This window comes from Mesorhizobium sp. M1328 (assembly GCF_040318075.1).
GTDB lineage: Bacteria > Pseudomonadota > Alphaproteobacteria > Rhizobiales > Rhizobiaceae > Mesorhizobium.
In genome coordinates, this window is record NZ_JAMYLO010000020.1 from 113,043 (window position 1) to 124,814 (window position 11,772).

Sequence of the window (11,772 nt, forward strand, 5' to 3'; positions counted from 1 at the left end):
ATTATCTGGAGCGGAAAAGTAGAGGAAAAACTCATGCCCGCCGCCCATGAAAACGTGACCAAGGAAATCGTTATCGAGCGCCTGAAAACGGTCAATGGGCCGGATTTCACCGGCAATATCGTCGACCTCGGCCTGGTGTCCGAGATTTTCATTGCCGATGCCAAGGTGTTCTTCTCAATCACCGTTCCCGCTGCCCGTGCCCAGGAGATGGAGCCGCTGCGCGCGGCCGCCGAACGTGTCGTCAAGGCGATCCCCGGTGTCGCCGGCGCCGTGGTCGCGCTGACGGCGGAAAAGAAGGGAGGCGGCATGGAGGCGCCGGTTCCGCAAAGCCCGGCTCAGAGGCCCGCTCCACCGGCCGCACCTGCGCGTCCCATGCCCCAGGCGCCGGCCTCACACAGCCAGGGCAAGCGCGGCGTACCCGGCATCGAGGCGATCATCGCTGTTGCTTCCGGCAAGGGCGGCGTCGGCAAGTCGACCACCGCCGTCAATATCGCCCTTGGGCTTGCCGCCAACGGGCTGCGGGTCGGCGTGCTCGATGCCGATATTTATGGCCCCTCCATGCCGCGTCTGCTCAACATTCGTGGCAGACCGCAGACCGTCGACGGCAAGATCCTGAAACCGATGCAGAATTATGGCCTCAAGGTCATGTCGATGGGCTTCCTCGTCGATGAGGAGACGCCGATGATCTGGCGCGGGCCGATGGTGATGTCGGCATTGACGCAGATGCTGCGCGAGGTCGAATGGGGACCGCTCGATGTGCTCGTCGTCGACATGCCGCCCGGCACCGGCGACGCCCAGCTGACCATGGCCCAACAGGTGCCGCTGGCCGGCGCCGTCATCGTCTCGACGCCACAGGACCTGGCCCTGATCGATGCGCGCAAAGGCCTCAACATGTTCAGAAAGGTCGACGTGCCGCTATTGGGTATCGTCGAAAACATGAGCTATTTTCTCGCCCCCGATACGGGAAAACGCTACGACATCTTCGGCCATGGCGGCGCGCGCCGCGAGGCCGAGCGTCTCGGCGTCACCTTCCTTGGTGAAGTGCCGCTCGAGATGTCCATCCGCGAGAGCTCCGATGCCGGCACGCCGGTGGTGGTCTCTAAGCCGGATGGCGCTGAGGCGAAAATCTATCGCGACATCGCCGCCAAGGTCTGGGACCGCGTCAATGAAGAGCGCGGCGCGGCCGAGGCTGCAGTGCCGAGCATCGTATTCGAGTGATGCGGATATCCCCCCAAGTGGGCCCCTTGAGGGGGAGGGTGGCCGGAAGGGTCAGGTAGGTCCGCGGCGACACGCTCCAACTTTTCCGGGATAGCGGACTGGCAAACCCCAATCCCCGTCTAGCGCGGGGGCAGATCTATGTCTATCGCACCAAAGTGCGGATTCGGATGGCGCGTGCCCCTTGCCTGCTTCCGCGCGTTGTCATATCGATTTGTCATACAAATACGGAGACCACGATGGCAGGCGCCCCCACCCACAAGAAAAAATTTCGCTCGCAGGAGTGGTTCGACAATCCCGACAATCCGGGCATGACGGCACTCTATCTGGAACGCTACCTGAATTACGGGCTGACGCGGGCCGAACTGATGTCCGGGAAGCCGCTGATCGGCATCGCCCAGACCGGCTCGGACCTGTCGCCCTGCAACCGCCATCACATCGAACTGGCCAAGCGCGTGCGCGAAGGCATCGTCTCGATGGGTGGCATTCCTTTCGAGTTCCCTTGCCACCCGATCCAGGAAACCGGCAAGCGGCCGACTGCTGCACTTGACCGCAACCTTGCCTATCTCAGCCTGGTAGAGGTGCTCTACGGCTATCCGCTCGACGGCGTGGTGCTCACCATCGGCTGCGACAAGACGACGCCGGCCATGCTGATGGCCGCGGCCACCGTCAACATTCCGGCTATCGCGCTTTCGGTCGGCCCGATGCTCAACGGCTGGCACAAGGGCAAGCGCACCGGCTCCGGCACCATCGTCTGGGAATCGCGCCAGCGCCTGTCGGCCGGCGAGATTGGCTATGACGAGTTCATGGATATCGTTGCCTCCTCGGCGCCGTCGACCGGCTATTGCAACACGATGGGCACCGCCACCACGATGAATTCGCTGGCCGAGGCGCTCGGCATGCAATTGCCGGGCTCGGCCGCTATCCCCGCCCCCTATCGCGAACGCGGCCAGATCGCCTACGAGACCGGAAAGCGCATCGTCGACATGGTGCATGAGGATCTGAAGCCCTCCGACATCATGACCCGTAAGGCCTTCGAGAACGCCATCGTCGTCAACTCGGCGATCGGCGGCTCGACCAATGCGCCGATCCACCTCAACGCCATCGCCCGCCATCTCGGCGTGCCGCTCGACAATGACGATTGGCAGAAGGTCGGCCTCAACATACCGCTCATCGTCAATCTGCAGCCGACGGGCGAATATCTCGGCGAGGACTATCACCATGCCGGCGGCGTGCCGGCCGTGGTCGCCGAACTGATGAAGGGCGGCCTGCTGCCCTATCCGGAAGCCATGACGGCTAACGGCAAGACCATCGGCGACAATTGTAGCGGCGCCGTCAACGAGAACCTCGACGTCATCCGCACGGTTGCCGAGCCGCTGAAAGCCAATGCCGGCTTCATCAATCTCAAGGGCAATTTGTTCGATTCGGCGATCATGAAGACCAGCGGCATCTCGCCCGAATTCCGCGAGCGCTATCTGTCGAACCCAAAGGACCCCGAAGCCTTCGAGGGCAACGCCATGGTCTTCGACGGCCCCGAGGACTATCACGCCCGCATCGACGACCCGGCACAGGGCATCGACGAGCACACCATCCTGTTCATGCGTGGCGCCGGCCCGATCGGCTATCCCGGCGGCGCGGAAGTCGTCAACATGCAGCCGCCTGCCTATCTGATCAAAAAGGGCATCCACGCGCTGGCCTGTATCGGCGACGGTCGCCAGTCGGGCACGTCGGGCTCGCCATCGATCCTCAACGCCTCGCCGGAAGCCGCCATCGGCGGCGGCCTGGCGCTGCTGAAGACCGGCGACCGCGTCCGCATCGACCTGCGCAAGGGTACCGCCGACATCCTCGTCAGCGACGACGAGATCACGCGGCGCCGCGCCGAGCTGCAAAACAATGGCGGCTATCACTATCCGAAGCACCAGACGCCCTGGCAGGAAATCCAGCGCGGCATGGTCGACCAGTTTTCCGAAGGCATGGTGCTGAAGCCGGCGGTGAAATACCAGGATGTGGCTCATACAAGCGGCGTGCCGAGGGACAATCACTGACCAGGGTCCGTCGCACGAGCCAGCCGTCAGGTCGCCAATTTTGCGGTCACCTCATTTCTCCCCGTTAACAGCCCGCTAACGGGGAGAAATGCTTGCCACAGAGTTGGATGCGGTCATTTGTCAAAAGCGATTGCCCTGCGACAGCAGGGACAAATGCTTGACAAGCGGGCGTGACAAATCCACGATCATCGCAAGGGGTGCATCGCGACGACCCCGTGAGGCGTCAGCCCAACGTTCGCGTCCAAGCTTCTCTTTCAAGGAGGTGGACGCCATGCCGTCAACAACCGCTATCACTGTATCGCAACTGTCCCGTCTGATTGGGCTGCCGGGTGCACCCGCAATCATCGACGTCCGCATCGATGATGACTACAACGCCGACCCGCGATTGCTGCCGGGGTCGGATCGGCGTGATTTCAGGACTGTCTCGAACTGGGCTGCCGACTTCGCTGGCAGGCAAGTGACAGTCGTCTGCCAGCAGGGAAAAAAGCTTTCGCAAGGCGTGGCCGCATGGCTGCGGCAGGAGGGCATTGCCGCCGAATCGCTCGACGGCGGGTTTGAAGCATGGCGCGATGCCAAGGGCCTTCTCGTTCACGCCGACAAGATACCGCCCGCCGATGCCAAGGGCCGCACCGTTTGGGTGACGCGTACGCGCCCGAAGGTCGATCGCATCGCCTGCCCCTGGCTGATCCGGCGCTTCATCGATCCTCACGCGGTCTTTCTCTTCGTCGAGCCGGCCGAAGTGGCGGCCGTCGCCGATCGCTTTCAGGCCGTGCCTTTCGACATCGAGAACGTGTTCTGGAGCCACCGCGGCGAACGCTGCACCTTCGACACCATGATCGAGGAGTTCGGGCTTAAATCCGAAGCGCTCGATCGCCTGGCCACGATCATACGCGCTGCCGATACTGCGAGCCTCGATCTTGTTCCACAGGCGGCCGGGTTCCTGGCCGCCTCGCTTGGCCTGTCACGAATGTTTCGCGACGATCTGGAGCAGCTCGAGGCCGGCATGCTGCTTTACGATGCGTTCTTCCGCTGGTGCCGCGATGCCACCGAAGAGACGCATAACTGGCCGGCCGCCGGCGCAGTCAGTCTCGGCGCGGGCAAACCATCGTGAGCGCCGTCCTTTCGAAAAAGCCGCCGGAGATCCAGGAGCCGGTTGTGCCGAGCTTCCGGCAGGCCGTGAAGGTCTGGGCGAAAATCGGCGTGCTCAGCTTTGGCGGCCCGGCCGGGCAGATTGCGCTCATGCACAAGGAACTGGTCGAGGAACGGCGCTGGATCGGCGAACAACGCTTCCTGCATGCGTTGAACTACTGCATGCTGCTGCCTGGCCCCGAGGCCCAGCAACTCGCCATCTATATCGGCTGGTTGCTGCACAAAACGGTCGGCGGCCTTGTTGCCGGCATTCTCTTCGTCGTGCCGGGCGCGCTTGTCATGTTCGTCCTGAGCAGCCTCTATGCGCTCTATGGCGATGTACCACTCGTCGCGGCGCTGTTTTTCGGGGTCAAGGCGACCGTGCTCGCCATTGTCATCGAGGCGGTGATCCGGATCGGCAGACGCGCGCTGAAAAACCCGGTCATGGTGTCGATCGCACTCGCCGCCTTCATCGCCATCTACGCGTTGAACGTGCCGTTTCCGCTGATCGTGCTGCTTGCCGGCCTGGCAGGCTGGATCGGCAACCGTAGTGCGCCGGCTTTTTTTTCCGGCGCTTCGCATGGCAAGGGCGATGTTCCCGACATAAAGGGCGTGGTCGATCTGATGTTCGAGCGCGGCGAACTGACCCACGTCAGGCCGACACGATGGCACGCGCCGCGCACTTTGGCGATCTGGCTGCCGATCTGGCTGGGGCCTATTCTGCTGGTCTGGGCTGTCACCGGCCCTGCCAGCGTTTGGACGCAAATCGGTGGCTTCTTCAGTGTCATGGCGGTCGTCACCTTCGGCGGTGCCTACGCAGCCCTTGCCTATGTCGCGCAGGCAGCGGTCGAGTACTTCGGCTGGCTGGCACCCGGTGAAATGGTCGACGGCCTCGGACTTGCCGAAACCACGCCGGGTCCGCTCATCCTGGTCTTGCAGTTCGTCGGCTTCGTTGCCGCGTTCCGCCAGCCGGGCTTGCTGGCGCCGCTGCTTGCCGGATTGTTTGGGGGTCTGTTCACGCTATGGGCGACGTTTACTCCATGTTTCTTGTGGATATTCCTTGGCGCGCCTTACATCGAAGCGCTGCGCGGCAACAAGGCGCTGTCGGCGGCGCTCGGTGCGATCACCGCCGCCGTCGTCGGCGTCATCATGAATCTCGCTCTATGGTTTGGCTTGCACGTCATCTTCGGCGAAGTGCGCAATGTCGGGCTTGAAATGGACGTGCCGGTGCTTTCATCGATAGACTGGCGCGCGGCGCTGCTTTCCTGTGCCTCCATGATCGCCATTCTGAAGCTGAAGATCGGTATGCTGCCGACGCTTGCCGGATCGGCGCTGGCCGGTGTGTTGTTGCTGGCGGTGAGCGGGTAACGCTCAGCCGCCCATTCTGCCGCGCGGCAGCTTGATCATATCGCCGAAGCGGGCGCGCAATTTGTCGTCGACCGGCTTCGGCACGTGGCGCGGGAAGCGTTCGGCAAGCACGCGCTTCTTCTCGATGATCGCCCGCTGCAAGATGTCAGGCCTACCTTTCTCATTCCATTCCTTAGGCGAAAAGCGGTCGCCGACGGCCGGATAGAAATATTCGGTCTGCATCAGCCGCAGCGTCTGCTGGTTGCCGAGATAATGGCCCGGGCCCTTCAGGCAGACATCGGCAATGGTGTCGATCGACAGCGACTCGTCCGTCACTTCGATGCCGCGCACGCAGCGCAGGCAGTGGCCGAGCATGTCGTTGTCGATGATCAGGCTCTCAAGGCAAAAGCCGAGCAGCGAGGCGTGCATGCCGGCCGATTCGTAAACCAGGTTGAGGCCGGCAAGACCGGCCATCACGTCGGTTATGCCCTTTTCGTAGCCGGACTGAATGTCAGGCAGTTTCGAATCTGTCATGCCGGCGGCCGAACCGCCCGGCAGGTCGTAAAATTGCGCCATCTGCGCGCAGGCCGCGGTCAGCACCGCCTGCTCGGCCGAACCGCCCGACATGGCGCCGGTCCGGAGATCCGAGACAAACGGCCAAGTACCGAAAATCGCCGGATGGCCTGGCTTGATGGCGTTGACGTAGATGAGGCCGACGAGCACTTCGGCGACCGCCTGCACCACGGCGCCGGCAATCGCCGCCGGTGCCGTCGCACCCGCCTGGCCTGCCGACAGCAGCAGGATCGGAATGCCGCCCTCGACGCAGGCTTCGAGAACGCCACAGGCGTCCTCGGCAAACTTCATCGGCGGCACGACGAAGCAGTTCGAATTGGAGACGAAAGGCCGGGCGCGAAAATTCTCTTCGCCGCCGGCAATCGCATAGAGCATGTCGAGCGCCGGCTTGACGTTCTCACGCACGGTAAACGAGGTGCCGACATGCTTCGACGTGCCCATGACGCAGGCGTAGAGCGTGTTGAAATCCATATCGAGCGGGTCGGGAATGTCGCGCGGCACCATCGGCCGCTGGAAGAAATGGATGTTGTCGAGCCCTTCGACCAGGCGCGCGGCATCGTAAATGTCCTGCAGCAGCGACTCGCGATACTCACGCTTTTCGACATCGACGAGATGCACCGCAGCACCAGCCGTGCCGTAATGCACGCGCTTGCCCTGGATCACCATGTCATGCTTCGGATCCTGGCCGTGCAGGGTGAAATGCCGTGCCGCTTTCTTGATCGTGTCGAGCACAAGGCCGCGAGGAAACCGCAGGCGGCCGTCCTCACTGAAGGTCGCGCCGGCTTTGGTGAGTGCCTCGATGCAGGAGGGGATGGCGTTGGCGAAACCGACTGTCTCCAGAAGAGTAAGCACGGCCTCATGGATACGTTCGCAATCATTGCCGCTGAGCGGGCTGTAGCTTCCGCCTTCGAGGCCAGCACGCACCGGCTTGACGTCGTCGGCGAGCGGTGCCGCCCGCATGGCGCGGCGCGCCTCGCGCCCGCCGGACCGCCGCGAACGCTGGTCTGCGGACACGTCCTGCTTCTCATGGGCCATTGGCATGAAGGCACTCCAACTTTAGCTGCGGAGCGGGCGCGGCGGTTGGTCCACCATCGGCCTGCTTCGTCCCCTTTATATAGCGACTATGCCGCCGGCATTGGCACAGCCTATGTGCCAGCCGGTCCCGTCGCATATGCCAAGGAGCTAAAGAACCGGAGCCGCACTACGTGCGCCAGGCTCCGGTCGGGGAAGGGAGATCAGGCCGCTGCCGGCCTGCGTCCAGCTGCCGTCGCCAGTTCGCGGATGCCGGGTTCGATGTGCTGCAACGCGATCGAGGAAATGCCCAAGCGCATGAAACGCGATGGTTTTTCGGTACGGTCGAAGAAGCGGTCGCCAGGCTCGATGATGACGCTGCGCGAGGCTGCGGCCTCCGCCAGCCCGCGCGAATCGGTGCCGCGCGGCCCCTCGAGCCAGAGCGACGTGCCGCCGGCCGAATCGGTCGAGCGCCACTCCGGCAGGAAGGCGGAAATCGCATGGACCAGACGCTTGCGCCTCTCATCGAAGGCGCTCGACAGCCGCCGCACCAGCGCCTCGTGATGGCCGAGCGACAGGAACAATGCGACGGCGCGCTGGTTGTTCGCCGGCGGATGGCGCAGCATGAAGCGGCGTAGCGCCCGAAGCTCGGAGATCAGCCCGGCCGAGGCGACGATGTAGCCGAGCCTGAGGCCGGGAGCCAGCGTCTTTGACATCGAGCCGACGTAGACGACGCGGCCGGACCGATCGAGGCTCTTCAGCGCCTGCTGCGGCGCCTCGTCCAGGAGCTGGCTGTCATATCCGTCCTCGATGATGATCTGGTTGTAGCGGTTGGCGCGCGCCAGAAGATCCTGCCGCCGCTCTGCCGACAGCGGCACCATGGTGGGGCAATGGTGGCTGGGCGTGACGAAGACGAAGCCGGAATCATTGGGAATGGCCGAGGTTACGATGCCGGAGTGGTCGACCGGAACCGGCTGGATGTCGGCGCCGGCCAGCCGGAAGATCGAACGTGCATCGGGATAGCCCGGGTCCTCCATCGCCACCTTCGAGCCCTTTGTCATCAACAGCGTCGCCAGCATGTAAAGCGCGTTCTGCGCGCCCAGCGTCACGATGATCTCGTCCGGATTGGCGAAGATGCCGCGTCGCGGCAGCAGCCGTGCCTGGATCTGCTCGATCAGGAGTGGATCGTCGCGGTCGACCATGTCGGACGCCCAGTTGCGGATTTCGAGCACCGCCAGCGCCATGCGGTTGCACTCGCGCCATTCGGCGGTCGGGAACAGCGCCGGGTCGAACTGGCCATAGACGAAGGGGTAGGACGACTTGATCCAGTTGTCGTGCTTGGCCGGCGGTGGCATGTCGCTCGCCGCGATCTGCCGGCGCGCCTTCCAGTCGATCTCGTTGGCCTGGTCGGGCGCTTTCTGGTGCGGCTTGGCCGGCGTCGCCAGCACTTCGGGATTGACGAAATGGCCGCGGCGCTCGCGCGCCACCAGGAAGCCCTGGTCGACCAGCTGCTGGAAGGCCAGCACCACGGTGCCGCGCGCTACGCCGAGTTTTTCGGCAAGAATCCGGCAGGACGGAAGCGGCATGGAAGCCGCGATCTGCCGGTCGAGGATGGCGGCGACAATCGCCTGGCGGATCTGCGCTTGCAGGGTCTGACCGGATTCCGCCGAAATCCGGAACAGGCCGGACCATATGGCCGTGTCGTTTCGCTGTGGCATGGGAGATGTTCCTCGATGGCCAGCTTTTTTCACTTGGCTGGACCAGTCGAATGTACCGGTGGCACAAGGTGTTGCGCCAATCAATTTTTCTGATCGCTGGGATTTATGCCAGTGATCCTTTGCGCCGGCCCACGCTGCGCTGCGGCATCGCTGCGCATTGAAACAGATAGAATTCGACCCGATAGTTTGCCGCGACGACACGCGCCGGAAACATCCGGCCTGATAAGATGCATCTCAAGAGACCGGAGCAAAGCAGTGGATCAATCGTCCTTTCAAAAGCAGCTCGACGCATTGCGCGATCATCGTGCGGCCAAATCGGGCTCGATGCGCGAGGCTTTCGCTGCCGATCCGCAGCGCTTCGAGAAATTCTCCGCCAGCGACGGCGACCTGCTGCTCGACTGGTCGAAATGCGCGGTCGATGCGCGGACGATGGAGTTGCTGGAGAAGCTGGCTGAGGCCGCCGACCTCGAAGGCCGGCGCGACGCTATGTTTGCTGGCAAGAAGATCAACGTCACCGAAGGCCGCGCCGTGCTGCACACGGCGCTGCGCAACTTGACCGGCAAGGGCATCGTGCTCGACGGTCAGGACGTGAAGGTGGAAGTCCTTGCCGTACTCGACGCGATGGGTGCCTTCGCGGACGCGGTGCGTTCCGGCAAGGCGGCCGGCGCGACCGGCAAGAAGATCACCGACATCGTCAACATCGGCATCGGCGGCTCCGATCTCGGCCCGGCCATGGCGACGCTGGCGCTGGCGCCCTATCATGACGGGCCGCGCGCGCATTACGTATCCAATATCGACGGTGCCCATATTCACGACACACTGAAGGGTCTTTCCGCCGAAACCACCCTGTTCATCATCGCCTCCAAGACCTTCACCACGGTCGAGACGATGACCAATGCCGAGACCGCGCGCCGATGGGTCGAGAAGGCGCTCGGCAAGGAAGCAGTCGGCAAGCATTTCGCCGCCGTCTCGACGGCGCTCGACCTGGTCGCCAAATTCGGCATCGCGCCCGATCGCGTCTTCGGCTTCTGGGACTGGGTCGGCGGCCGCTATTCCGTCTGGGGTGCGATCGGCCTGCCGGTGATGATCGCCATCGGCCCGAAGGATTTTCGCGCCTTTCTCGACGGCGCCCATGAGCTGGACGAGCATTTCCGCACCGCGCCGCTGGCGAAGAACCTGCCGGCGCTGATGGGGCTGATTGGCTGGTGGCACCGGGTGGTCTGCAAATACCCCGCTCGCGCCGTCATCCCCTACGATCAGCGTCTGTCCAGGCTACCGGCCTATCTGCAGCAGCTCGACATGGAATCGAACGGCAAGAGCGTCACCCTGGACGGCGGCGCTGTGACGACGCCGACCGGCCCGCTGGTCTGGGGCGAGCCCGGCACCAATGGCCAGCATGCCTTTTTCCAGCTTCTACATCAGGGCACCGATTTCATTCCGGTCGAATTCCTCGCCGCTGCCGTCGGCCACGAGCCGGAACTGAAGCATCACCACGACCTTCTGCTCGCCAATTGCCTGGCGCAGTCGGAAGCCTTCATGAAGGGCCGCACGCTTGAGGAAGCCCGCGCGCAGATGCTGGCGAAAGGCATGAAGCCCGCCGATGTCGACAGGGTTGCTCCGCACCGCGTCTTCTCCGGCGACCGCCCCTCGGTGACGATCCTCTACAGGAAACTCGACCCCCACACGTTCGGACGGCTGATTGCACTCTACGAGCACCGCGTCTTCGTCGAAGGCACGCTGTTCAACATCAACTCCTTCGACCAGTGGGGCGTCGAGCTCGGCAAGGAACTGGCGACCGGCCTGCTGCCCGTCGTTGAAGGCAAGGAGAATGCCGCAAAGCGGGATGCCTCGACTGCCGGACTGGTGGAATACATTCACCGCTTGCGCGGCCCGGAGTGAAAAGCTTGGCGGACATCAAGGGAATATTGTTCGACAAGGACGGCACGCTTGTCGATTTCAACGCGACATGGCTGGGCATCGCCGACTTCATGGCGATGGATGCGGCCGAAGGCGATCGCTGGAAAGCAGACAGGCTGCTTGCGGCGGCGGGCTTCGACTTCGCCACCAAGCGCTTCAAGCCGGATTCGATTTTTGCCTCCGGCACCAACATGGACGTCGTCGAGCTGTGGTTTCCACGGCTGTCCGACGAGGACCAGATGCTTGCCGTCGCCCGCTTCAACGCCATCACCTCGGCGCAAGGATCGGCAATGGCGGTGGCGCTGCCGGGTGTGGTCGAGACGCTTGGGCTGCTTCACAGGAAATCCTACCGGCTTGGCGTCGCCACCAACGACTCGACCAGCGGCGCGGAAAAGACCCTGGTCACACTGGGCGTCGCGCAGCTTTTCGAAGCCGCCTATGGTTACGACGCGGTGGCCAATCCAAAACCGGCGCCGGATACGATCCTTGCCTTCTCGGATCTGACAGGACTCAGGCCAGCGGCGATCGCCGTCGTCGGCGACAATCGCCACGATCTGGAAATGGCGCGCGCCGGCGGCTGCGGCCTGGCGATCGGCGTGCTGTCCGGCACCGGTACACGTGAATCGCTGTCGCAGATCGCCGATATCATTCTGGATTCGGTTGCCGATCTGCCCGATTTTCTTGCGGCCCGAGTCAGCGAGACGGTCTAGACTCGCAGCTAGAGCGGTTCCCCCTTTGACGGAATCAAAGGGGATTCCAGATTTATCTGTTTTGTGATTCAAGATGCTGGCTGGAGTGGAGGCCAGCATCGGATGACC

8 protein-coding genes are annotated in these 11,772 nt (G+C 63.4%); 6 read left to right on the plus strand and 2 right to left on the minus strand.

Features of this window, described 5'->3' with window-relative positions:
* Positions 1-33: 33 nt before the first annotated feature.
* The 4 genes from NKH23_RS27470 (at position 34) to chrA (ending at position 5,756) form a co-directional block, all read left to right on the plus strand.
* Entirely contained in the window at positions 34-1,218 is a 1,185-nt protein-coding gene (locus tag NKH23_RS27470) for an Mrp/NBP35 family ATP-binding protein (RefSeq protein WP_352916980.1), read from the plus strand.
* A gap of 236 nt (positions 1,219-1,454) precedes the next feature.
* Positions 1,455-3,260 (plus strand): IlvD/Edd family dehydratase, encoded by a 1,806-nt coding sequence (locus NKH23_RS27475; protein WP_352665372.1) that lies wholly within the window; start codon positions 1,455-1,457, stop codon positions 3,258-3,260.
* 271 nt (positions 3,261-3,531) lie between these two features.
* Complete coding sequence (locus NKH23_RS27480) at positions 3,532-4,371, plus strand: chromate resistance protein ChrB domain-containing protein (RefSeq protein ID WP_352719325.1); 840 nt, start codon at positions 3,532-3,534, stop codon at positions 4,369-4,371.
* Positions 4,368-5,756: a chromate efflux transporter gene (gene chrA, locus NKH23_RS27485; protein WP_352719326.1), complete on the plus strand. Its 1,389-nt coding sequence runs from the start codon at positions 4,368-4,370 to the stop codon at positions 5,754-5,756. The genes NKH23_RS27480 and chrA overlap by 4 nt, the downstream gene beginning before the upstream one ends.
* A gap of 3 nt (positions 5,757-5,759) precedes the next feature.
* Here the strand turns inward: chrA and NKH23_RS27490 are convergent, their stop codons facing one another.
* Positions 5,760-7,349, minus strand: a complete 1,590-nt coding sequence (locus tag NKH23_RS27490) for a trimethylamine methyltransferase family protein (protein ID WP_353035780.1) — start codon at positions 7,347-7,349, stop codon at positions 5,760-5,762.
* A 194-nt stretch (positions 7,350-7,543) separates the two neighbouring features.
* Positions 7,544-9,037: a MocR-like pyridoxine biosynthesis transcription factor PdxR gene (gene pdxR / locus NKH23_RS27495; protein ID WP_352467513.1), complete on the minus strand. Its 1,494-nt coding sequence runs from the start codon at positions 9,035-9,037 to the stop codon at positions 7,544-7,546.
* Between the two features lie 255 nt (positions 9,038-9,292).
* On the opposite strand from pdxR, the gene pgi reads away from it, so the two are divergent.
* Positions 9,293-10,936: a glucose-6-phosphate isomerase gene (pgi, locus tag NKH23_RS27500; protein WP_352719327.1), complete on the plus strand. Its 1,644-nt coding sequence runs from the start codon at positions 9,293-9,295 to the stop codon at positions 10,934-10,936.
* A 5-nt stretch (positions 10,937-10,941) separates the two neighbouring features.
* Positions 10,942-11,664, plus strand: a complete 723-nt coding sequence (locus NKH23_RS27505) for an HAD family hydrolase (RefSeq protein ID WP_352719328.1) — start codon at positions 10,942-10,944, stop codon at positions 11,662-11,664.
* The last annotated feature ends 108 nt before the right edge of the window (positions 11,665-11,772 follow it).